The following is a 23,001-nucleotide window of genomic DNA, read 5'->3' on the forward strand; positions in this document are numbered from 1 at the left end:
CCTTCAGCATCAGGAGACATTTGTGAAGAGCGCCGTCGAGACCTTGAGCCCCACACGGGCCAAGCTGACCGTCGAGGTGCCCTTCGAGGAGCTCAAGCCGAGCCTCGACGCGGCCTACCAGAAGATCGCGAAGCAGATCAACGTCCCGGGCTTCCGCCGGGGCAAGGTGCCGCCGGCGGTCATCGACCGCCAGGTCGGCCGCGGTCCGGTGCTCGACGAGGCGATCAACGCCGTCGTCCCGCAGCAGTACATGGCCGCCCTCCAGGAGCACGACCTCGAGCCGCTCGCGCAGCCCGAGATCGAGGTGACCAAGTTCGAGGACAACGAGTCGCTCGAGTTCACCGCCGAGGTCGACGTCAAGCCCGACTTCGAGCTCCCGGCCTACGACGGCCTCGAGGCCAGCGTCGAGGACATCGAGATCAGCGACGCCGACGTCGACGAGCAGGTCGAGGCGCTCCGTGAGCGCTTCGGCACCCTGGTGCCGGTCGAGCGCGCGGCCGCCGACGGCGACTTCGTGACCATCGACCTGGTGGCCGCCAAGGACGGCGAGACCGTCGAGGGCGGCGAGGTCACCGGCATGTCCTACAAGGTCGGCCGCGGCGGCATGATCGACGGCCTCGACGAGGCGCTGGCCGGCCTGTCGGCCGGTGAGGAGAAGTCCTTCGACTCCGAGCTCGTCGGCGGCGACCTGGTCGGCGAGCACGTGCAGGTCACCGTGAAGGTGACCGCCGTGCAGGAGCAGCAGCTCCCCGACTACGACGACGAGTTCGCCCAGCTCGCGTCCGAGTTCGACACCGCCGACGAGCTCACCGCCGACGTGCGCGAGCGCCTCGGCCGCGGCAAGCGCCTCGAGCAGGCCGCTGCCGCCCGCGACGCGGTGCTCGAGGCCCTGCTGGAGAAGGTCTCGATCCCGCTGCCCGAGGTCATGGTGACCGACGAGCTCAACGCCCGCCGCCAGAACGTCGAGCAGCAGCTCGGCTTCGCCGGCATCACCATGGAGAAGTACCTCGAGGACGAGGGCCAGACCCAGGAGGAGTTCGAGGCCGAGCTCGAGCGCCGCGTCCGCGACGCCGTCGCCGCCCAGTTCATCCTGGACAAGATCGCGAAGAAGGAGGAGTTCGGCATCGACCAGGCCGAGCTCTCCGAGCACCTCGTGCGCCGCGCCCAGCAGTCCGGGCAGGACCCGCAGGAGTTCGCGAACCACATGTTCGAGCACAACCACATCCCCGAGCTCGTGCAGGAGATCCTGCGCGGCAAGGCGCTGGCCACCATCGTCGAGGCCGCGACCGTCAAGGACGCCTCGGGCAACGTGGTCGAGCTGAAGAACCTGCGCCCCGACGGCACCATCGGCGAGCCCGCCGACGAGGCGCCCGAGGCCGAGGCCGCCGAGGAGACCGAGGACTCCGAGCAGGCCTGACCCACCGCACCACGCGCGACGGCGCCCGCCCCTCCGGGGGCGGGCGCCGTTCGTCGTACCGGGGCCGGGTGGTCAGACGTCGGTCGCGGCCAGGACGTCGAGGGAGTAGCGCGCGATCCCGGCGCGCTGGCGGGCCCAGAGGTCGAGGGTGGCGAGGAAGTCGGAGTCGACGCCGCCGGCCTCCTCGCGGGCGGCGTGCTCCCACAGCATCTCGGTGGGCAGCGCGGTCAGGCCGTTGAACAGCAGCAGGCTGAGCGCGTGGCCGCGCCGGACCTCCTCGGACGGCACCTCGAGCCCCTCGTCGGCCAGGCCGGCGGCGTACGCCTCGAGGCAGGCGGCGGCGCGCTCGGGCAGATCGGCGACGTCCTGGCGCCCGACCTGGATGTCGCCCACGAGCAGCTGCGAGAGGTCGAAGCCCACCGGCTGCGGCCGCCAGAAGCCGAAGTCGATCAGTGTGAAGCCGTCCTCGCCCACACGGCGCAGCAGGTTGTTGGGGCAGGCGTCGCCGTGGGCGGTGAGGTGGCGGCTCGCGGCGAACTCGGCGGCCAGCGCGTCGAGCCGGCGCACCGCGTCCTCCAGGTCGGCCCGGAGCGCACCGAAGTGCTCGGCCACGACCGGGTGCCGCCAGGTCGCGTCCTCGCTGATCTGCGGCAGCACGGTGTGGCCGAGGCGACCGGCCACGAAGCTGTCGACGTGCCACCGCTGGGGGTCGATCGCGGCCAGCGGCGCCACCCGCTCGCTGGCGGCGAGCCGACCGAGGAGCCGGGCGGCACGCGCGCTGTCGGCAGGTGTCCAGGGGACGGGGTCGCACGCGACCTCCTCCAGCCAGAGCACGGCCGTCTCGTCGGGCCGCTCGTCGACGCGCAGCGCGCGCGCCATGGCGAGGCCCTCGGGCAGCCGGTCGGCGAGGTCGGAGGCGTAGACCAGCGGCTCGGCCCGCCACGGCACGGTCGAGGCCGCCCAGTCGCGGACCTCCGCGGGCACGGAGGCGAACGCAGGGGAGTGGCGCCACGCGTGGACCCTCTTGACGAAGAGGGTGAACGCGCGCGGACCCTCGCCCGCGTCCGCCTCGCCGTGCACCCACGTGCGCGCGCCGGTGAGGATCGAGGGCACGTCGTAGTCGACCGGTGCGGCCCAGGAGTCGACCACCGTCACCTCGGGGACGTCCCAGAGGTCGGCGACCATGGCGGCGAGCGCGGCGTCGTCGACGTCGTCGGCACCGAGCAGGTCGGCCCGGGGCACCCTCTCCGCCGTCACGAAAGCCGCTTTCATGCCTGACAAGGTAAGTTGCTTTCATGACTGACGTCAAGGGGCTTCCCCCCGCCGTCGACCCCCACCTCCCGATGTTGATGGGCCTGGTCTTCGGGCAGCTGCGCGAGCAGCTCGCGCAGGACGTGCCCGAGCTGCGCCCCTCGCAGCTGCGCGTGCTGGAGTGGCTCCCGCCGGAGGGCCTCACGATCAGCGAGCTCGCGGAACGCGTCGACATGACCACCCAGGGGTGCGGGCAGTTCGTGCGCCAGCTCGAGGGGCTCGGCATGGTCGAGGTGTCGGTCGCCGACCACGACGCCCGCGCCCGGGTTGTCCGGGCCACGGACAGGGGGCGCGAGTCGTTGGCGCGCTCTGTCGCCGTGCTGGACCGCTGCGACGCGACCTGGGCAGAGAAGGTCGGGCCGGAGCGCTACCGCGTGTTCCGCGAGGTGCTGGCCGAGGTCGCGCTCGGCTGACCGGTCGCGCGCCACGGCGTCCAGGGCCTCGCCCGGCCTCGCTAGGGTGCGGGGCATGCCGATTCCCTCCGCCGACCGCGAGCTGCGGGCCGAGCGCCTCGTCGCGGCGCCGCCGTCGGAGGTCTGGGCCGCCCTCACCGACCTGTCCCGGATGCCGGACTGGAGCCCCGAGCTGGTCCGGATGGTCGCGCTGCGTCCCGGTGGACTGCGGGTGGGGCAGCACTACCTCGGCATCAACCGGCGCCGAGCGGTGGTGTGGCCGACGCACAGCGTGGTCACCCTGCTCGAGGAGGGCGTGGTCCTCGCGTGGGACACCCGGTCGAGCGGGTCGCGCTGGATCTACGAGCTCTCGCCGGAGGACGGCGGCACCCGGGTCGTGCACCGCCGCCCGGTCCCGGACCGGCTCACCCGTTCGGGGCGGGTGTTCGCGACGCTGGCGCTCGGTGGAGGCGAGTCGCACGCGGACGAGCTCGAGGCGGGGATGGCCCGGACGCTGGAGGGCCTGGCTGCCGCCGCGCAGCGGTGAGTCTGCTGTGGGCGAACAGAGGGGGTCTTCGCGTGGAAGTGTCCGTCGTTGCGGCTAGTGTCGCCAGCGTGAACCAGAACTCCAGCCCAGCCCTCTCGCCGGAGATGAACGGCGCCGGTGGGATGTATGGCCTCGACGACCACATCTACCAGCGCCTCCTCCGCGAGCGCATCGTCTTCCTCGGCTCGGAGGTGCGCGACCAGAACGCCAACGCGATCTGCGCCCAGCTCCTGCTGCTCTCGGCGGAGGACCCCGAGGCGGACATCTTCCTCCACATCAACAGCCCCGGCGGCTCGGTGGACGCCGGCATGGCGATCTACGACACGATGAACTACATCCCCAACGACGTCGCGACGGTCGGCATGGGCCTGGCCGCCTCGATGGGCCAGTTCCTGCTCTGCGCCGGCACCAAGGGCAAGCGCTACGCCCTGCCCCACGCGCGGATCATGATGCACCAGCCCTCCTCGGGCATGGGCGGCTCCGCCTCGGACATCAAGATCCAGGCCCAGCAGTCGCTCCACATCAAGAAGGTGCTGCTCGACCTGATCGCCGAGCACACCGGCCAGACCGTCGAGCAGGTCGTCGCCGACGCCGACCGCGACCGCTGGTTCACCGCCGACCAGGCAGTGGAGTACGGCCTGGTCGACCAGGTCATCACCAGTGCCCGTGAGGCCGCCGACGAGGGCCGCCCGGCCCGGAAGCAGGACTGAGGACATGAACTACTACATCCCCCAGTGGGAAGAGCGGACCTCCTACGGCTTCCGCCGCATCGACCCCTACGCCAAGCTCTTCGAGGAGCGCATCATCTACCTCGGGACGCCGATCAGCGACGACGTGGCCAACGCGGTCATCGCCCAGCTGATGTGCCTGGAGACGATGAACCCCGACACGGACATCAGCATCTACATCAACAGCCCCGGCGGCTCCTTCACGGCGCTCACCGCGATCTACGACACGATGCGGTTCATCAAGCCCGACGTGCAGACCGTGTGCCTGGGCCAGGCGGCGTCCGCGGCGGCGATCCTGCTCGGCGCCGGCGCCAAGGGCAAGCGGATGGCGCTGCCCAACAGCCGCATCCTCATCCACCAGCCCTACACCGAGGGCACCTTCGGCCAGACGTCCGACATCGAGATCCAGGCCAACGAGATCCTGCGCATGCGCGAGCTGCTCGAGCGGATGATCGCCGACTCCAGCGGCAAGGACATCGACCAGGTCAGCGCCGACATCGAGCGCGACAAGATCCTGACCGCGCAGCAGGCCGTGGAGTACGGCCTGATCGACGCGGTCATCGAGTCCCGCAAGGGTGCTCCCGCGCTCGTCTGAGCGCACAATTGAGCCTCGCGACATCCCGTGTCCGGCCTCCGTCGGGGGTCGGCACGGGGTACCGTCGAGGGGCCTGATCACAAGGTGTGGAAGGCCGGGATCGTCCCGGTGGGACTGGAGGACACGACTCGTGGCACGTATCGGTGACGGCGGCGACCTGCTGAAGTGCAACTTCTGTGGCAAGAGCCAGAAGCAGGTCAAGAAGCTCATCGCTGGACCCAACGTCTACATCTGTGACGAGTGCATCGAGCTCTGCAACGAGATCATCGAGGAGGAGCTGGCCGAGGGCGCCGAGGTCAGCCTCGAGGAGCTCCCCAAGCCGCGCGAGATCTTCGAGTTCCTCAACTCCTACGTCATCGGCCAGGAGCACGCCAAGAAGTCGCTCGCCGTGGCCGTCTACAACCACTACAAGCGCGTGCAGGCGGGCCTGCAGCCGGTCAGCGGCAAGGTCAAGGACGACGTCGTCGAGGTCGCCAAGTCCAACATCCTGGTCATCGGCCCGACGGGATGCGGCAAGACCTACCTCGCCCAGACGCTCGCGCGGATGCTCAACGTGCCGTTCGCCATCGCCGACGCGACCGCGCTCACCGAGGCCGGCTACGTCGGCGAGGACGTCGAGAACATCCTGCTCAAGCTGATCCAGGCCGCCGACTACGACGTCAAGAAGGCCGAGACCGGGATCATCTACATCGACGAGATCGACAAGGTGGCCCGCAAGGCGGAGAACCCCTCGATCACCCGCGACGTCTCCGGCGAAGGCGTCCAGCAGGCGCTGCTGAAGATGCTCGAGGGCACCACCGCGTCGGTGCCCCCGCAGGGCGGGCGCAAGCACCCGCACCAGGAGTTCATCCAGATCGACACGACCAACATCCTCTTCATCGTGGGGGGTGCCTTCGCCGGGCTCGAGCAGATCATCGAGCAGCGCGTCGGCAAGAAGTCGCTCGGCTTCACCGCCGAGGTCCGTGGCGCCGCCGAGCGCGAGGCCGACGACCTGCTCGCGCAGGTGCGTCCCGAGGACCTCACCAAGTTCGGCCTGATCCCCGAGTTCATCGGCCGGCTGCCGCTGATCGCCAGCGTGAGCAAGCTCGACCGCGAGGCGCTGGTCCAGATCCTCACCGAGCCGCGCAACGCGCTCGTCAAGCAGTACCAGAAGCTCTTCGACCTCGACGGCGTCGAGCTCGAGTTCACCGAGGACGCCATCAACTCGATCGCCGACGCCGCCCTCGAGCGCGGCACCGGCGCGCGCGGCCTGCGCGCGATCATCGAGGAGGTCCTCCTCTACGTCATGTACGACGTGCCGTCGCGCGGCGACGTGGCCAAGGTCGTCGTCACCCGCGAGGTCGTCCAGGACGACGTGGCACCGACGCTCGTGCTGCGCGAGGCCGAGGCGAAGAAGAAGAAGTCGGCCTGACCCAGCCGTCGACGTAGTCCGTTCGGACTACGTCCGATTGGTCCCCTCGGGTGGTCCCGGGCCATCGACGGGGACCATGCGCCCCGGCTCGACGAGAATCCACGTGGCATCACGCGTGGGAAGGGGAGCCGGTGAAGAGCGAGCAGTGGCGACCGCTGCTGGGGTTCGTCTTCGTGTCGGTCCTGTGCGCCGTCCTGATGACGGTCTCGGCGACTCGCGGCTTCGGCCTCGACCTGTTCCGGCCCGGCCGGCCGATCGCCGCCCCACGCGTCGTCGAGCCGCTCGTGGCTCGGCCCACCCCCGCGGTCAGGGCGCCGATCATGGTGCCCGCCGAGCTCAGCGCCGTCCGGCCGACCGCCGGCGTGCCGGCGCGGTCGACCCGGCCGCAGGCGTCCCGGTCGTCCCGGTGGTCCGGTCGGGCCGTCGACACCCCGGGTGCCCGCGGCCTCGGTGCCCCGGTGCCGACCCCGACACCGATTCCCACGACCGTGCCCGTCGTGCCCACGACCGTGCCCACGACCGTGCCCACGACGAGGCCGGACAAGGACGCCGAGAAGGCCCAGCGCGAGGCGGAGCGGGAGGCCGAGAAGGCCCAGCGCGAGGCGGAGCGGGAGGCCGAGAAGGCCCAGCGCGAGGCGGAGCGGGAGGCCGAGAAGGCCCAGCGCGAGGCGGAGCGGGAGGCCGAGAAGGCCCGGCGGGACGCGGAGCGGGAGGCCGAGAAGGCCCAGCGCGAGGCGGAGCGGGAGGCCGAGAAGGCCCAGCGGGACGCGGAGCGGGAGGCCGAGAAGGCCCAGCGGGACGCGGAGCGGGAGGCGGAGAAGGCCCAGCGGGACGCGGAGCGGGAGGCCGAGAAGGCTCAGCGCGACGCCGAGCGACAGCCGGTCCAGACCACGTCCGACCGAACGGCGTCATGACCTGACGGTCGCGCCGTCTCACCGGTGTGTGGGAAGCAGACCAGGCCGGCGTCGACCGGGTGAGGCCGTTCGTGGGGTTCGCCCTGGCGGCCCTGCTGTGTGCGGTGCTGACGGGCGCCGCCGCCAACGGCGCACGCCTGGGGGACCTGTTCCACCCGGCTCGACCGATCGCCGGTGCGGATGGGGCACCGGCCGTGTGGGACCGGGTCGAGGTGGCTGTCGAGGACGCGCCGAGCATCGTGGGGATGCCGGCCGAGCTCGCCGCACGCGTGCCGGGGACGACCTCCCCGGCCTCCGACCGGGAGTCCACAGGGGAGACCGCCCGGACGGTGCACACGTGGTCGACCTCCTCGCGGCGGGACCTCCCGCCGCGAGGGGCCGACCTCGTCAGTCCTCGGTCGGCGCCAGCTCCGCGCTGACCCGCAGCTCGCCGGCGGACTCGTCCGCGACGAACTCCAGGTCGCCGACGATGGTCCCGACCGCGCGCAGGTCGTCCTGCGCCTCCCGGGCGGCGTCGACCAGCGCCTGCGGGCCGGTGACGACCACCCGTGACAGCGGCGCGCGCATCTTGGCCTTGGCCTGCGACTTGGCGCCACGGATCCCGGTCAGCGCCGCCGCGACCGCGTCGAGGACCAGCGGCTGCGACGCCGCGGCCGAGCCCAGGTCGGCGGCCGTCGGCCACGCCGCGTGGTGGATCGAGCCCTCCTGCCACCACGACCAGACCTCCTCGGTCGCGTAGGGCAGGAAGGGCGCGAGCAGGCGGAGCTGGACGTGCAGCGCGATTGCCAGCGTGGCGCGGGCCGACTCGGTGCCGGCACCGCCGTCGGCGTCGTACGCGCGCTCCTTGACCAGCTCGAGGTAGTCGTCGCAGAACTCCCAGAAGAACTTCTCGGTGACCTCGAGGGCGGTGGTGTAGTCGTAGGCGTCGAAGGCCTCCGTGGCGCGGCGGACGACGACCTCGAGCCGTCCGAGCAGGGCGCAGTCGACCGGCGCGCCGACCGCCGCGGGGCTGAGCGCGGTGGCGCCGACGTTGCCGAGGACGAACTTGGAGGCGTTGAGGACCTTCATCGCCAGCCGGCGCCCGACCTTCATCTGCGACTCGTCGAACGGCGAGTCGAGGCCCGGGCGGCCGATCGCGGCGCGCCAGCGGACGGCGTCGGCGCCGTACTTGTCGAGGATGTCGGTCGGGACGACGACGTTGCCCTTGGACTTCGACATCTTCTTGCGGTCGGGGTCGACGATGAAGCCGGAGATCATCGCGTGCGACCACGGCACGACCTGGTGCTCGTAGTCGGCGCGGACCACGCGGGAGAACAGCCAGGTGCGGATGATGTCGTGCGCCTGGGTGGCGAGGTCGTAGGGGAAGACCCGCGAGAACAGGTCGTCGTCGACCTCCCACTGGCCGGCGATCTGGGGGGTGAGCGAGGACGTCGCCCACGTGTCCATCACGTCGGGGTCGCCGATGAACCCGCCGGGCTTGCCGCGCTGGTCCTCGGTGTAGCCCTCGGGGGCCTGGGTGGAGGGGTCGACCGGCAGCTGCGCCTCGGTCGGCAGCAGCGGGTGGTCGTGGTCGGGCTCGCCGTCGGCGTCGAGCGGGTACCAGACGGGGAACGGGATGCCGAAGAACCGCTGGCGCGAGATCAGCCAGTCGCCGTTGAGGCCGCCGACCCAGTTGTCGTAGCGGTGCTTCATGTGGGCGGGGATCCAGGTGATCTCCTCGCCGCGGACGAGCATCTCCTTGCGCAGCGCCGCGTCGCGACCGCCGTTCTTGATGTACCACTGGCGGGTGGCGATGATCTCGAGCGGCTTGTCGCCCTTCTCGTAGAAGTTCGCCATCCGCTGGGTGGCCTTCGGCTCGCCGTCGAGGTCGCCCGACTCGCGGAGCAGCGCAACCATCGCCTCGCGGGCGGAGAAGGTCGTCTTGCCGGCCATCTCGGCGTACGCCGTCGACGCCGCGTCGGCGGCGAGCCACTCAGGCGTCTCGCGGGTCAGTCGCCCGTCGCGGCCGACGACCGTGCGGACCGGGAGGTCGAGCTCGCGCCACCACATGACGTCGGTGAGGTCGCCGAAGGTGCAGCACATCGCGATCCCGGCGCCCTTGTCGGGCTCGGCGGCCGGGTGGGCGAGGACCGGGACCTCGACGCCGAAGACCGGCGAGGTGACCGTGGTGCCGAAGACGTCCTGGTAGCGCTCGTCGTCGGGGTGCGCGATCAGGGCGACGACGCTCGGGATCAGCTCGGGACGGGTCGTCTCGATGTGGATCGGGGTGCCGTCGGGGCGGTGGAACGCGACGCGGTGATAGGCACCCGGGTAGTCACGCGCCTCGAGCTCGGCCTGGGCGACCGCGGTCTGGAAGGTGACGTCCCACAGGGTGGGGGCCTCGGAGAGGTACGCCTCGCCGCGGGCGAAGTTGCGCAGGAACGCGCGCTGGCTGACGGTGCGGGAGTGGTCACCGATGGTCGTGTAGGTCGGGTTCCACTGGACCGACAGGCCGAGCTGGCGCCACAGCGCCTCGAACGCCTTCTCGTCCTCGACGACGAGCTGCTCGCACAGCTCGATGAAGTTGGGTCGGCTGACCGGGACCTGCTTCTTGGCGTCGGGCTTCTCGGGAGGAGCGAAGTCAGGGTCGTAGGGCAGCGTCGGGTCGCAGCGGACGCCGAAGTAGTTCTGGACGCGTCGCTCGGTGGGCAGGCCGTTGTCGTCCCAGCCGATCGGGTAGAAGACGGCCTTGCCCTGCATCCGCTGGTAGCGCGCGATCAGGTCGGTGTGGCTGTAGGAGTAGACGTGGCCGACGTGCAGCGAGCCGCTGACGGTCGGCGGCGGCGTGTCGATCGAGTAGACGTTCTCCCGCGGCTGCGTGCGGTCGAAGGCGTAGGTGTCGTTGTCGGCCCACGCACGCGACCACTTGTCCTCCAGCCCCTCCAGCGCCGGCCGGTCGGGTACGACGACGGCACGCGGGTCGGTGCTCGTCGTCGTCGCCGGGGCGGAGCCCGGGGCCTGGGTGCTGGGGTTCTCAGTCATGGGGGAAGTCTATTGAGGGCGCTCCGGCCTGCGAAAACGAGTATCGGACCGTGCGCCTACGCCTAGCGTGGGGGCATGTCCGACGACGACGTGACCCTCGAGTTCTTCGACGAGCCCGACGCCTTCCTCCTCGCCGCCGAGGAGGTGCTGGCGGCGGAGCCCGTCCTGGGCAGCGTCATCGCCAGCGTGACGACGCGCACGTCGCGCGAGCTCGCCGCCGGGCACGACTCGTGGGCCGAGGTCGGTGCGCCGTTCTCGCGCTGGTGGGCCGTCGTGCGCGACGGGGACGGTCGGGTGGTGAGCGCGCTCATGCGCACGGCGCCGTTCCGCCCGCACCCGACCTTCGCACTGCCGATGCCGGAGCGTGCCGCCCGGCTGCTCGCCGCGGCGCTGCACGAGCGCGGGGAGCTGCTCGGCGGAGCGAATGGCGCGCTGCCCGGGTCGGAGGTGCTGGCCCGCGAGACCGCCCGGCTGTGGGGCGGCGAGATGGTCGTGGCCAAGGGCAGCCGGTTGTGGGAGGCGGTGTCGGTCGAGGTGCCCGACGCCCCTGCGGGGCGGATGCGGCGGGCGACGGAGGACGACGCCGAGCTGGTGCTGGCCTGGTTCACCGAGTTCCACGCCGAGGCCGACGAGCAGGCCGGGCGCGAGCCGGACCCGGACGGCGGCGAGCACAACACCCTCGACAGCGTCCTCGTCCGGATCCGGGAGGGCGTGGAGTGGCTGTGGGAGCTGCCCGACGGCACCGTGGCCCACCTCAGCGGCGCCGGCCTCCCCGCGTTCGGCGTCTCCCGGATCGGCCCGGTCTACACGCCGAAGGAGCACCGCGGCCGCGGGATCGCGTCCCACGTGGTCGGCGAGCTGACCCGGCGCGGGCTCGACGACGGCGCGCGGATGTGCCTGTTCACCGACACCGCGAACCCCACCTCGAACAAGATCTACGCCGGCCTGGGCTACCGCCCGGTGGTCGACATGGCCGAGCACCTCGTCAGGACCCCGGCCAGCCCCTAGGCTCCCGGGGATGCGGCGCCTCCTCGTCCTGGCCCTCGTGCTCGTCCAGTCCCTCGTCGCCGCCGCGGCCGCCTCGGCCCCGGTCGCGGCCGGCGCCACGCCGGCGGGGGAGCGGCGCGCGACGGTGCACACCGTCGGCGGCTGCGAGGTGTTCCCGGCCGACAACCCGTGGAACCGTCGCATCGACCGCCGACCGGTCTGGCGCTGGTCGGCGGCGATCGTCCGTCGGCAGGCAGCCGGCCACGACCTCCACCTCGACCTCGGCACCACCGAGGCCTACTACGGCATCCCCGTCAACGTCGTCGACGCCGACCAGCCGCTGCTGCCGCTGCAGTTCGGCACCGACGGCGAAGACTACCGCGACGAGAGCGACCGTGGGCCGGTGCCGGTGCCCTCCGACGCGGCGATCGAGGGCGGCAGCGCCGACGACCCGGACCCCGCCGAGGGCGACCGCCACGTCATCACCGTGCGCCGCGGCACCTGCGACCTCGTCGAGCTCTACGCCGCGGAGCGGGTCCGCGACGCGTCCGGAGCGGTCGTGGGCTGGCGCGCCGCCGCCGCCGCGCGCTGGGACCTGTCCTCCAACCGGCTGCGTCCCGCCGGCTGGACGTCGGCGGACGCGGCCGGCCTGCCGATCCTGCCCGGCCTGCTGTCCTACGACGAGGCGGCGTCGGGCCGGATCACCCACGCGCTCCGCTTCACGCTGCCGAGTGCTCGCAGCGCCTACACCTGGCCCGCCCGGCACTGCGGGCCGAGCGGCAGCACGGCCCGCACGCTCCCCGCGTACGGCCTCCGGTTCCGGCTGCCGCGGTCGTTCCCGGCGCGGCGCTACACGGGGGTCGCGCGGACGATCGTCGTCGCGATGAAGAGGTACGGGCTGGTCTACGCCGACCAGGGGTCGTCGATGTTCGTGACCGGAACCGCCGACCCGCGGTGGGAGGACGCGCTCGACCAGTTCCGTGCGCGCCCGCTCGACGGGCGGTCGCTGCAGGTCGTCAAGCCCTGGCGCCGGGTGGTGTCGTGCGGCTGAGCGCGGGGCGAGGTCAGGGTCGCAGGGCGAGCTTGCCGCCGGGGTGGCCCTCCCTCAGCAACCGCGCCGCCTCGACGGCGTCGGCGAGCGCGAACGTGCGGGCGACCGGCACCACCAGGCGCCCCTCGGCGGCCAGCCGCACGAGGTCGCCGCGCACCGCGTCCCGGAAGGCGGCGCTCGCGGGCATCGCCCCGGCGATCGCCCGGAAGCCCTCGGCACGCGCACGGTCGGCGGCGGCGATCGTGACCACCCGGTCGCGGTCGGCGACCAGGGCCAGGGAGACGTCGACCGCCTCGTCGGTGCCGACGCAGTCCAGGGCGGCGACGACGCCGCCGGGCGCGAGCTCGCGGACCCGCTCGGCGAGCCCCGGACCGTACGCCACCGGGGTGCCGCCGAAGCGCGCCACCGTGTCGAAGCTGTGCGGCCCGGCCGTGCCGACGACCGACGCGCCGAGCAGGGCGGCCTGCTGGAGCAGGCTCACGCCCACCGCGCCGGAGGCGCCGTGCACGAGGACCGTGTCGCCCTCGCCCACGCCCGTCACGTGGAGCATCTCGGCGGCCGTGCTGCCGGCGAGCAGCAGGTTGGCGGCCTCGTCGAACGACAGCGCCGCCGGCTTGGCGAACACGTCGCGCGCGGGCACCGTCAGCTCGCTGGCCCATCCGCCCGCGACCCGGAACGCCAGGACCTCGTCGCCGACCGCGACGTCACCGGAGGCGATCGAGGTGTCCGGACCGACCGCGGTCACCACGCCGGCGACCTCGTAGCCGACCGGGCGCGGGAAGTCCTCGGCCCGGCCGCGGGCCACGTGCTTGGCGTCGGCGGGGTTCATCCCCGCCGCGCGCACCTCGACGGTCACCTCACCCGGCCCCGGAGCGGGGACGTCGTGCTCCTCGAGGACCAGGACGTCGAGGTCGCCGGGTCGGGTCGCGATCCACTGCAGCGCCATGTCCCCACCCTGCCAGTCCGGGGGTCAGGCGGTGGCGGCGGACGCCTCCTCCGCGTGGAACCGGTCGCCGAGGAGGTAGGCCAGGGCCGGCAGGAACCGCGGGTCGTCGTGGGTGTCCATCAGCCACTTCAGGATCAGCGTGCGTCCGTCGACGAGGTCGAGGCGGACCCGCTGTCGCCGGCCCTCGGTGAAGGCGTGCGCCCCCCTGATGTCGTCCCACCGCAGGACGCACGCCTTGCGGTCGGTGAGCAGCTCCTCGGGGCGACGCCGCGCCGCCACCGAGACCAGGGCGCGGGGGCTGCCCAGGGAGGCGAACGACTCCGCCCCGTCGAAGGTCCGCATCACCAGCCCGTGGGTGAGGAGGAAGCAGAGCCCGCCGGAGCGGAAGGCGCCCCGGCAGCGCACCCGACCGATCACCGACACCAGCTCCGGCGGCTGGGCGGTGAGCTCCGTACGACCGTCCCTGGTCGCGGGCTGCTCCGCCACGTGGTCGAGCGACGCCCCGTGGGCGGCGAGCCACGCACGGAGCGCGTCGACGCCCGCCGGATCCTCGAGCGCCGCGGCGACGAGGGGCGCCGGGTCGAGCGCCTCGCCGTGCGGTCCCGTCAGGTCGGCCGGCCCGGACCAGCTGGTCCGCGCGCGGGCGCCAGCGGCGACCAGGGCGGAGCGGCACATCGCGTCCAGCAGCTCGCGCCGCGCCTCGGGAGCAGCCTCCGGGTCCACGACCAGCGTCGCGACGTGGCTGCCGAACGTGCCGTCGGCGACCCCGTCGAGGACGCCGTCGAGGTGTGGCTCGCCGCCGTGCTGGCGCGCCGCGGCCGAGACCAGGCCGGACAGGGTGTCCCAGGTGCGCCGGGCGCCGGCGTGGGCGACCTCGTCCCACGAGGCGGGCGTCAGGCCGGAGCCCGCGAACAGCTCGGTCTCGAGGGCGTGCAGCGCCGCGAGGTAGTCGCCGAGCAGCTCGACGGCCGGCGGCGACGGCTCGACGAGGTCGGCCACCGGCACCTGCTCCATCGCGGCCACCCGCTCCTCGACCGACGGGTGGCTGTCCGCCCAGTGCGTGGGTGCCGGTGGGGTCGTGGCGGCGAGCTCGACGAGCTGCTCCTGGCGCTCGGGGGAGCCGAGGAACATCTCGAACCCGCCGAAGAGGTCGGTCGGGCGCAGGCCGTCCTCCCGCGCCGCCAGGGCGTAGGACTCGACGAAGTAGTCCCAGGCCGCGCCGAGGGGACCGACCGACAGCAGCGCGCGCGTGGCGGTCGCCGGGCCGGACACCTCGACCGAGAGCCGGTCGGCCTCGACCTCCTGCGCCCGGCTGGTGGCCGCGGACACCGCGAGGTAGAGGCGGGCGTAGAGGCCGACCACGGCGCGGACGACCGGGTGGGGCTCGAGGCGGTCCAGCGTGCGGCCGATGGCCTCGCGGCTGCGGTAGACCAGTCCGCCCAGGGCGGTGTGGCGCCCGCCGTAGTGGCCCAGCTCGTGCGCGAGCACCGACACCAGCTCGGCCTGGCTGAACGTCGTCACGAGCGGGGCGCCGATGAACATCCGTCGGGTGCCGGGACGCAGCCCGAGCCAGGTGGCGTCCTCGGTGACGCCGGCGTTGACCGTCGCGACCAGGCGGATCTCGTCGGGTGGTCGCGTCCCGACCCGGTCGGCCAGGTCGCGCACGACGCTCCAGAGCAGCGGCTGGTCCTGCCGGGTCAGCAGCACGCCGGCGGGAGGTGCCGGCTCCGGCTCGCGCCGGCGGCCGAACAGCCCGCCGAGCAGCGCGACGGCGACGAGGACCAGGACGACGCCGCCCTTGACGGCCACCCAGGCCAGGGCGCCCGTGCCGGACAGGGCGTCGGGGATCCAGTGGGTGATCGCGTGGACCAGCAGCCAGCCGAGGCCGAGCAGCACCAGGAGGCCGTAGGCGTAGAAGCCGACGAGCATGACGACGGCGACCACCGCGCGGCGGGTGTGCTTCACGTAGGTCCTCCCCCCGGGGCCTCGGACGCCGTGACACTAGACTCCCGGAGGTGTCCGAGGAGACGTTTTCCGCCAATGCCCGGCCCGCCGAGACCTTCGACGAGGTCGAGGACGCACTGCTGTCCCGCTGGCCCGAGACCAAGCTCGAGCCGAGCCTGGACCGCATCGAGGCCTTCCTCGAGCTGCTCGGTGAGCCGCAGCGCTCCTTCCGTGCAGTTCACCTGACCGGCACCAACGGCAAGACGAGCACCAGCCGGATGGTCGAGACGCTGCTGCGCGCGCTCGACCTGCGCACCGGACGGTTCACCTCGCCGCACCTGGAGAAGATGAGCGAGCGGATCACCATCGACGGCGAGCCGCTCGACGACGAGGCGTTCGTCCGCGCCTTCAACGACGTCGCGCCCTACACGCACCTCGTCGACGCCGAGCAGGACCACCCGCTGAGCTTCTTCGAGACGATCGTCGGCATGGCCTACGCCGCGTTCGCCGACGCGCCGGTCGACGTCGCGGTCGTCGAGGTCGGCATGGGCGGCAGCTGGGACGCCACCAACGTCATCGACGCCGACGTGGCCGTGGTGCTGCCGATCGCGGTCGACCACGCGAAGTACCTCGGCGAGGACCCGGCCACCATCGCGGTCGAGAAGGCCGGGATCATCAAGCCCGGCTCCGTCGCGGTGCTCGCCGAGCAGACGCCCGAGGTCGCGGCGGTCCTGCTGGAGCGGGCCACCGAGGTCGGCGCCACGATCGCCCGCGAGGGCATCGAGTTCGGCGTGGTGTCCCGGACGCCCGCCGTCGGCGGCCAGGTGGTCACGCTTCGCGGGCTGCGCGGGACCTACGAGGACGTCTTCCTGCCGCTCTACGGTGCCCACCAGGCCCAGAACGCCGCCGTCGCGCTCGCCGCGGTCGAGGCCTTCGGCAGCGGTGAGCTCGACGACGACCTGGTCCGGGCCGCCTTCGCCGAGGTCACCTCGCCGGGACGGCTGGAGATCGTGCGGCGCAGCCCGACGATCCTCCTCGACGCCGCCCACAACCCGCACGGCGCCGAGGCCCTCGCCGCGGCGCTGGACGACTCGTTCTCCTTCAGCCCGCTGGTCGGGGTGATGGGCGTGATGGAGGACAAGGACGCCGAGGGCCTGCTGGCCGTCCTCGAGCCGCACCTCGCGCAGCTGGTCTGCACCCAGAACTCCACGCCGCGGTCGATGTCGGCCGCCGCGCTGGGTCGCGTGGCCGCCGAGGTCTTCGGCGAGGACCGCGTCTCCGTCGTGCCCGACCTCGCTGAGGCGATCGACCGGGCCGCGACCCTCGCGGAGGCGGGGGAGGCGATCGACGTCTCGATCGGCGCCGGCGCCGTGCTCGTCACGGGCTCGGTCGTCACCGTCGGCGAGGCCCGCTCGCTGCTGACGAGGGGGCGCCGATGAGCGGGGAGCAGGCCGCGACCGACGCGCCGGTCCCCGCCGAGCGCTCCCCGCGGCGCGGGATGGCGGCTGCGGTGCTGAGCCTCGAGGCGATCACCCTCGGCCTCACGACCCCGGTGATGATCACCATCGCCGACGTCGACACCGGCCTCGCGCTCGCGGTCGGCCTCGGTCTCGCGGTGGTCTGCGTGCTGCTGGCCGGCATGCTCCGCGCGGAGTGGGCCTACGCCGCCGGCTACGTCGTGCAGGTCGCCGCCGTCGCGCTCGGCTTCGTCGTCCCCGTGATGTTCGGGCTCGGCGCGGTCTTCGCCGTGCTCTGGACCACCGCCGACCTGCTCGGCCGCAAGATCGAGCGCGAGCGCGCCGCCGCGTGGGCGGCCTGGCGGGAGGAGCAGCAGTGAGCTTCACGACCACCGTCGGCGCCGGCGACCCGGCGCTCGACCAGCGCCTGTCCGACGAGCTCGACTCCTTCAACGCCGCGGCCATGGCGGGTGCGGGGGAGCAGCAGGAGCTCACCGTCCGGATCGAGGACGGCGAGGGGCTCGCCGCCGGCATCAGCGGCTGGACGTGGGGCCTCGCGGCCGGGATCGCGATGACCTGGACGCGCGCCGATCTCCGGGGCGCCGGCCTCGGCACCCGGCTGCTGGACGCCTTCGAGGCGGAAGCCGCGAGCCGCGGTGCGCGCCACGTGTTCGTCACGTCCTTCACCTTCCAGGCGCCCGCCTTCTACGAGCGCCACGGCTACGTCGAGCTGGCCCGCTGGGAGTCCCTCCCGGTGGCCGGTGAGGCCGACGTGCACCTGCGCAAGGACCTCGCCGGCCCCGCTCGCTAGGCTGCGGCCATGACCGACGTCCAGCGCTCCCTCGTCCTCGTCAAGCCCGACGGCGTCCGCCGCGGACTCTCCGGCGAGATCCTGCGCCGCATCGAGGCCAAGGGCTACGGCCTCGTGGCCGTCGAGCTGCGCACCGCGACCGCCGAGGTCCTCGCCGAGCACTACGCCGAGCACGAGGGCAAGCCGTTCTACGGCCCGCTCGTGGAGTTCATGCTGTCGGGCCCGGTCCTCGCCGTCGTCATCGAGGGCGAGCGCTGCATCGAGGGCTTCCGCTCCCTCGCCGGCGCCACCGACCCGACCGTCGCCGCCCCGGGCACGATCCGCGGCGACCTCGGCCGCGACTGGGGCCTCGCTGTCCAGCAGAACCTGGTCCACGGCTCCGACGCCCCCGAGTCCGCCGCCCGCGAGATCGGGATCTGGTTCCCCGAGCTCAGCGCGTAGCCCGCGAGCTCGCTCACGCGCCACGCGCTGAGCGAGGCATCCGTCACGCCAGCCCGAAGCCTCCGCCCCTGACCGGCGGTAGTCCAGTGGCGAGACGCTATCGGACCGTACGGCCGGGGACGTCTGGCCACTGGACTACCCCCACGGGGGCACGGGCCGCCGGCGCCTCCCGTAGCACGCGCCGCTGGGCGTACTTGTCAGGCTCTCGCTGAACGTGTCGGCCCGTGCACGGCCTGACATGTTCAGCGATCCCCGGTCAGCCGGGGATCGCTGAAGGGACCGGCCGCCGACCCCGAGTTCACACGAGTCACACACGCCCCGCGCGTGTCCTGCCGGAATCGCCCGCCCCCGCTCCCTAACCTGAGCGTGGGTCGGCTGGGAGAGGTCGGCCCGACCTTCCCCACCACCCGACCGGCAAGGGCTCCAGCGGCATGGCAAAAAGCTTCATCGGCCGAGACATGGCTGTCGACCTCGGCACTGCCAACACGCTGGTCTACGTCCGCGGCAAGGGTGTGGTGCTCGACGAGCCGTCCGTGGTGGCGATGAACACCACCACCGGCGAGGTGCTCGCGGTCGGCCACGAGGCGAAGCGGATGATCGGCCGCACGCCGGACAACATCGTCGCCATCCGCCCGCTCAAGGACGGCGTGATCGCCGACTTCGAGGCGACCGAGCAGATGCTGCGCTACTTCATCCACCAGGTCCACCGCCGCCGCTACTTCGCCAAGCCGCGGATGGTGATCTGCGTGCCGAGCGGGATCACCGCGGTCGAGCAGCGCGCGGTCAAGGAGGCCGGCTACCAGGCCGGCGCCCGCAAGGTCTACATCGTCGAGGAGCCGATGGCCGCCGCGATCGGCGCCGGCCTGCCGGTCCACGAGGCGACCGGCAACATGGTCGTCGACGTCGGCGGCGGCACCACCGAGGTGGCCGTCATCAGCCTCGGCGGCATCGTCACCAGCCTCTCGATCCGCACGGCGGGCGACGACCTCGACCAGGCGATCATCGCGTGGATGAAGAAGGAGTACTCCCTGATGCTCGGGGAGCGCACCGCCGAGGAGATGAAGATGACCCTCGGGTCGGCCTTCCCGCTCCCCACCGAGCCCGACGCCGAGATCCGCGGCCGCGACATGGTGTCCGGCCTGCCCCGCACCGTCGTGGTCTCCAGCGCCGAGCTGCGCCAGGCGCTCGAGGAGCCGCTGCACAACATCATCGACGCGGTCCGCACCACGCTCGACCAGACCCCGCCCGAGCTCGCCGGCGACATCATGGACCGCGGCATCGTGCTCACCGGCGGCGGCGGCATGCTCCGCGGCCTCGACGAGCGCCTGCGCCACGAGACCGGCATGCCCGTCCACGTCGCCGAGGAGCCGCTCTCGTCGGTCGCCTACGGCGCCGGCCGGTGCGTGGAGGAGTTCGAGGCGCTCCAGCAGGTCCTCGTGTCGGACCCGCGGCGGTTCTGATGGCCGGCCTGGGGGGACACGACGGGCGCGAGCGCCGCTGGCGCGGCACCGCCCGGCTCGAGTCGCGCAACCGTCCACCGCGCTCGCTGCTGGTCGCGCTCGTGCTGGCGAGCATCACGCTGGTCACGCTCGACGTCTCCGGCGGCGGGTCGTCGCCGCTGGAGCCGGCGCGCCGCGTCGTGGGGGAGGCGTTCGGCCCCGCCGAGCAGGCGGCGTCAGCCGTCGTGCGACCGTTCACCGCCGTGCCCGACTGGTTCCGCTCCAAGGACGACCTGGCCGACCGGGTCCGCGAGCTGGAGGCCAGCAACGCCGAGCTCCGCGGGCAGGTCGAGCTCGCCGGCTTCGACCGCAACCGGCTCGAGCAGTACGACGGACTGACCTCCGCCGCCGAGGACCTCGGCTCCGCGCTGGTCCCGGCCCGCGTCGTCGCCATCGGCTCGCGCCAGTCGCAGAGCTTCACCGTCACCATCGACGCCGGCTCCGACGCCGGTGTCGGGCCGGACATGACCGTGGTCAACAACGACGGCCTCGTCGGCCGGGTGCTGCGGGTGACCCGCAGCACCGCGACCGTGCTCCTCGTCATCGACCCCGACTCCACGGTGGGCGGCCGGGTCGGCTCGAGCATGGAGATCGGCTTCGTCACCGGCAGCGGCTCGCTCGACCAGGAGACGGGTCTCGACCTGCGCCTGGTCGACGACACCACCGTCCCGGCCCGCGACGACACGGTCGTCACGTGGGGCAGCGACACCGGCCCGTACGCCCCCGGCGTGCCGGTCGGCACCATCACCGACGTCTACAGCTCGGTGCGGGAGGCCACCCAGCGGGCGGTCGTGAAGCCGTTCGTCGACTTCTCCGCACTCGACGTGGTGGGCGTGATGGTCCCGAGCGGGACGCAGAGCGACCGCGCGGTCGTCGAGGCAGACGGGAGCCTGCGGTGAAGGGCGCACGCACGCTCGTCGCGGTCCTCGCCGTCGTGGTCGCCCTCGTCGTCCAGGTGTCGCTCTTCCCGCACCTCGCGTGGCACGGCATCGTGCCCAACCTGTGCCTGCTGGTCGTCGTCGCGGCCGCGCTGACCGTCGAGGCGCCGTTCGCGATGGTCCTCGGCTTCGCCGCCGGTCTCGCGCTCGACCTCGCCCCTCCCGCCGACCACGTCGCCGGGCGCTGGGCGCTGGCGCTGACGGTCGTGGCGTTCCTCGCCGCCCGGGTGCGCCAGGACCAGAAGCCGAGCGCGCTCGCGGTCGTCGGCACGGTCGCGGCGGCCTCCTTCGTCGCCACCTCGCTCTTCGCCCTCACCGGCGTGCTGCTGTCCGACCCGGCGATGTCGGTGTCGGGACTGCTGGAGGTCGTCCTGGTCGCGGTCGTCTGGGACGTGCTGCTGACCCCGTTCGTGCTGCCGCCGCTGATGCGTCTGTTCGCCCGGCTCAGCCCGCAGTGGGCGACCACGTGAGGCGGCCCTCCAGCACCGGGCGGATGCGCCTGGTCGTGGTCCAGGTGCTGGCGTTCTCGCTGTTCGCCACGCTCTTCGTCCGGCTCTACTACCTGCAGGTGATCGGCGGCGACGCCTACCAGGCGCAGGCTGCCAACCAGTCGGTGCGTGACATCGTCGTGCAGCCCCAGCGCGGGCTGATCGTCGACAGCCAGGGCCGACCGCTCGTCGCCAACCGCACGTCGTGGGTGATCTCGGTCGACCGGACGCTCCTCGGCAAGCTCGGCGCGGGGCAGCGCACCGAGCTGGTCCGCCGGGTCGCCGACGTGGTCAGCGCGACGCCGAAGGACGTCGAGGCCCGCCTGGTCACCTGCGGCGATCCCGGCAGCGTGCGCGACGTGTGCTGGAACGGCTCGCCCTACCAGCCGGTGCCGGTCGCCACGGACGTGCCGAAGAAGGTCGCCCTGCGGGTGCTGGAGCAGCCCGAGGACTACCCCGGCGTGCTCGCCGAGCAGCAGAACGTCCGGTCCTACCCCCGCCCCTTCGGCATCAACCTCGCCCACGTGCTGGGCTACCTCAGCCCGGTCACCGAGGAGGAGTACGACGCCGCGTCCGCACGCGACGACCGCTCGCTCAACGGTGCCTCCGTCGTCGGCCGGGCCGGCGTGGAGAAGCAGTACGACGAGTGGCTGCGCGGGCTGCCGGGCTACCGCCGGGTGGCCGTCGACTCGATGGGGCGCGTGCTCGGCGACGACTCGGTCGTCGAGAGCACCCCGGGCGACACCCTCGTCACCTCGATCGACGCCAAGGTGCAGGCCGTCGTCGAGAAGCAGCTCGCCGAGCGGATCAAGGTCCAGCGCGCCACCTTCGACCCCGTCACCGACCGCAACTACGAGGCCGACTCCGGGGCGGCCGTGGTCCTCGACGCGAAGACCGGCCGGGTGATCGCGATGGCCAGCCAGCCGACGTACGACCCCGACGTCTGGACCGGCGGCATCAGCGAGGACCAGCTCGCCCGGCTCTACTCCGAGAAGGCGGGCACGCCGCTGCTCTCGCGGGCCACGCAGGGGCAGTTCGCCCCCGGCTCGACGTGGAAGCCGTTCATGACGGCCGGTGCGCTCACCAACGGCTACCCGATGGACACCACGCTGCCGTGCTCCTCGGGCTTCCAGGTGGGCAACCGGGTCTTCCGCAACCACGAGTCCGGCGCCTACGGCACGATCGGCTTCGCCAAGGCGCTCGAGGTCTCCTGCAACACGTTCTTCTACCGGATCGGCTACGACTTCTGGCAGCGCTTCGGCAGCGACCCGGCCGACATCGACGCGAAGGACCCGCTGGTCGAGGAGGCCAAGGAGTTCGGCTTCGGCTCGCGCACCGGCATCGACCTGCCCGGCGAGGCGCCGGGCCGGATCGCCGACCGGCACTGGAAGCAGGCCTACTACGAGTCGCAGAAGGACTACTACTGCGACCTGAGCAGCAAGCCGCAGACCGCCGGCACCAGCGACTTCGTCTACACGTTCGCGCGGGAGTTCTGCCTCGAGGGCAACCTCTACCGCGCCGGCGACGCCGTGAACTTCTCCATCGGCCAGGGCGACACGATCGTCACGCCGCTCCAGCTCGCCCGGGCCTACGGCGCGCTCGCCAACGGCGGCACGCTGTTCGCCCCCACCGTCGCCAAGGCGCTCGTGAGTCCCGAGGGCGAGGTGCTGCGGCGGATCACGCCGAAGAAGGTCGCCCACGTCGACGTCCCGCAGAAGTACCTCGACTTCATCGACAGCGCGCTGCAGGGCGTGACCCGCGAGGGCACGATGGCCTGGAAGATGGGCGGCTTCCCGCTCGACCAGGTCACGGTCCGGGCCAAGACCGGGTCGGCCGAGGTCTACGGCAAGCAGTCGACCGGCTGGGTCGCGTCCTACACCAAGGACTACGTCGTCGTGATGATGATCAGCCAGGCCGGCACCGGCTCCGGCTCGACCGGAGACGGCATCCGCAAGATCTGGGAGGCGCTCTACGGCATCGACGGGACCGACGTGCGCCCGGCGCGCGCCGCGACCCCCGGCACCGTGCCGCCGGCGTCGCTGCCGCAGTTCCTCGACGACGGCTCGATCATGCCGCCGGTCCTGAAGGCAGGGGAGTGAGCCG

Annotated in this window: 21 protein-coding genes; 17 read left to right on the forward strand and 4 right to left on the reverse strand. The window is 72.7% G+C overall.

Features of this window, described 5'->3' with window-relative positions:
* Positions 1 to 22: 22 nt before the first annotated feature.
* Complete coding sequence (tig, locus tag KDN32_RS05600; protein WP_211731075.1) at positions 23 to 1,417, forward strand: trigger factor; 1,395 nt, start codon at positions 23 to 25, stop codon at positions 1,415 to 1,417.
* A 72-nt stretch (positions 1,418 to 1,489) separates the two neighbouring features.
* On the opposite strand, the gene KDN32_RS05605 is transcribed toward tig, so the two are convergent.
* Positions 1,490 to 2,689 carry a phosphotransferase gene (locus KDN32_RS05605; RefSeq protein ID WP_211731076.1) on the reverse strand — a complete coding sequence of 400 codons (1,200 nt, stop codon included), beginning with the start codon at positions 2,687 to 2,689 and terminating at the stop codon, positions 1,490 to 1,492.
* 23 nt (positions 2,690 to 2,712) lie between these two features.
* Here KDN32_RS05605 and KDN32_RS05610 point away from each other — a divergent pair, with 23 nt between their 5' ends.
* From KDN32_RS05610 to KDN32_RS05635, 6 genes are all read left to right on the forward strand, one after another.
* Entirely contained in the window at positions 2,713 to 3,141 is a 429-nt protein-coding gene (locus KDN32_RS05610; protein WP_211731077.1) for a MarR family winged helix-turn-helix transcriptional regulator, read from the forward strand.
* 55 nt (positions 3,142 to 3,196) lie between these two features.
* Positions 3,197 to 3,667 carry an SRPBCC family protein gene (locus tag KDN32_RS05615; protein WP_211731078.1) on the forward strand — a complete coding sequence of 157 codons (471 nt, stop codon included), beginning with the start codon at positions 3,197 to 3,199 and terminating at the stop codon, positions 3,665 to 3,667.
* A 104-nt stretch (positions 3,668 to 3,771) separates the two neighbouring features.
* Positions 3,772 to 4,377, forward strand: a complete 606-nt coding sequence (locus KDN32_RS05620) for an ATP-dependent Clp protease proteolytic subunit (RefSeq protein ID WP_211732383.1) — start codon at positions 3,772 to 3,774, stop codon at positions 4,375 to 4,377.
* Between the two features lie 4 nt (positions 4,378 to 4,381).
* Positions 4,382 to 4,990: an ATP-dependent Clp protease proteolytic subunit gene (locus KDN32_RS05625; protein WP_211731079.1), complete on the forward strand. Its 609-nt coding sequence runs from the start codon at positions 4,382 to 4,384 to the stop codon at positions 4,988 to 4,990.
* A gap of 130 nt (positions 4,991 to 5,120) precedes the next feature.
* Positions 5,121 to 6,401 (forward strand): ATP-dependent Clp protease ATP-binding subunit ClpX, encoded by a 1,281-nt coding sequence (gene clpX, locus KDN32_RS05630; RefSeq protein ID WP_211731080.1) that lies wholly within the window; start codon positions 5,121 to 5,123, stop codon positions 6,399 to 6,401.
* Between the two features lie 131 nt (positions 6,402 to 6,532).
* Entirely contained in the window at positions 6,533 to 7,315 is a 783-nt protein-coding gene (locus tag KDN32_RS05635) for a flotillin family protein (protein ID WP_211731081.1), read from the forward strand.
* Positions 7,316 to 7,702: 387 nt separating this feature from the next.
* Here the strand turns inward: KDN32_RS05635 and valS are convergent, their stop codons facing one another.
* A complete protein-coding gene (valS, locus tag KDN32_RS05640) occupies positions 7,703 to 10,336 on the reverse strand; it encodes a valine--tRNA ligase (RefSeq protein WP_211731082.1) in 2,634 nt (877 codons plus the stop codon).
* Positions 10,337 to 10,411: 75 nt separating this feature from the next.
* On the opposite strand from valS, the gene KDN32_RS05645 reads away from it, so the two are divergent.
* Entirely contained in the window at positions 10,412 to 11,344 is a 933-nt protein-coding gene (locus KDN32_RS05645) for a GNAT family N-acetyltransferase (protein ID WP_211731083.1), read from the forward strand.
* A 10-nt stretch (positions 11,345 to 11,354) separates the two neighbouring features.
* Complete coding sequence (locus tag KDN32_RS05650) at positions 11,355 to 12,374, forward strand: hypothetical protein (protein ID WP_211731084.1); 1,020 nt, start codon at positions 11,355 to 11,357, stop codon at positions 12,372 to 12,374.
* A gap of 13 nt (positions 12,375 to 12,387) precedes the next feature.
* Here KDN32_RS05650 and KDN32_RS05655 read toward each other — a convergent pair whose 3' ends face one another.
* On the reverse strand, positions 12,388 to 13,320 hold the full coding sequence (locus tag KDN32_RS05655) for a quinone oxidoreductase family protein (RefSeq protein ID WP_211731085.1): 933 nt from the start codon (positions 13,318 to 13,320) through the stop codon (positions 12,388 to 12,390).
* Between the two features lie 24 nt (positions 13,321 to 13,344).
* Positions 13,345 to 15,285, reverse strand: a complete 1,941-nt coding sequence (locus KDN32_RS05660; RefSeq protein WP_211731086.1) for a M48 family metalloprotease — start codon at positions 15,283 to 15,285, stop codon at positions 13,345 to 13,347.
* 50 nt (positions 15,286 to 15,335) lie between these two features.
* Between KDN32_RS05660 and folC the strand changes: the two genes are divergently transcribed.
* From folC to mrdA, 8 genes are all read left to right on the forward strand, one after another.
* Positions 15,336 to 16,703 (forward strand): bifunctional tetrahydrofolate synthase/dihydrofolate synthase, encoded by a 1,368-nt coding sequence (gene folC, locus KDN32_RS05665; RefSeq protein ID WP_211731087.1) that lies wholly within the window; start codon positions 15,336 to 15,338, stop codon positions 16,701 to 16,703.
* Positions 16,700 to 17,101, forward strand: coding sequence for a DUF4233 domain-containing protein (locus KDN32_RS05670; RefSeq protein ID WP_249216366.1), 402 nt, complete (start codon positions 16,700 to 16,702; stop codon positions 17,099 to 17,101). Before folC ends, KDN32_RS05670 begins: the two co-directional genes overlap by 4 nt.
* Positions 17,098 to 17,532: a GNAT family N-acetyltransferase gene (locus tag KDN32_RS05675; RefSeq protein ID WP_211731088.1), complete on the forward strand. Its 435-nt coding sequence runs from the start codon at positions 17,098 to 17,100 to the stop codon at positions 17,530 to 17,532. The genes KDN32_RS05670 and KDN32_RS05675 overlap by 4 nt, the downstream gene beginning before the upstream one ends.
* 9 nt (positions 17,533 to 17,541) lie before the next feature.
* Positions 17,542 to 17,973 (forward strand): nucleoside-diphosphate kinase, encoded by a 432-nt coding sequence (gene ndk, locus KDN32_RS05680; protein ID WP_211731089.1) that lies wholly within the window; start codon positions 17,542 to 17,544, stop codon positions 17,971 to 17,973.
* 458 nt (positions 17,974 to 18,431) lie between these two features.
* A complete protein-coding gene (locus KDN32_RS05685) occupies positions 18,432 to 19,433 on the forward strand; it encodes a rod shape-determining protein (protein ID WP_443678609.1) in 1,002 nt (333 codons plus the stop codon).
* Positions 19,433 to 20,371, forward strand: a complete 939-nt coding sequence (mreC, locus tag KDN32_RS05690) for a rod shape-determining protein MreC (protein ID WP_211731091.1) — start codon at positions 19,433 to 19,435, stop codon at positions 20,369 to 20,371. The genes KDN32_RS05685 and mreC overlap by 1 nt, the downstream gene beginning before the upstream one ends.
* Positions 20,368 to 20,880, forward strand: a complete 513-nt coding sequence (gene mreD / locus KDN32_RS05695; RefSeq protein WP_211731092.1) for a rod shape-determining protein MreD — start codon at positions 20,368 to 20,370, stop codon at positions 20,878 to 20,880. The genes mreC and mreD overlap by 4 nt, the downstream gene beginning before the upstream one ends.
* Positions 20,877 to 22,997: a penicillin-binding protein 2 gene (gene mrdA, locus KDN32_RS05700; RefSeq protein WP_307853750.1), complete on the forward strand. Its 2,121-nt coding sequence runs from the start codon at positions 20,877 to 20,879 to the stop codon at positions 22,995 to 22,997. The genes mreD and mrdA overlap by 4 nt, the downstream gene beginning before the upstream one ends.
* The last annotated feature ends 4 nt before the right edge of the window (positions 22,998 to 23,001 follow it).

The organism is Nocardioides palaemonis (assembly GCF_018275325.1).
Taxonomy (GTDB): Bacteria; Actinomycetota; Actinomycetes; order Propionibacteriales; family Nocardioidaceae; genus Nocardioides; species Nocardioides palaemonis.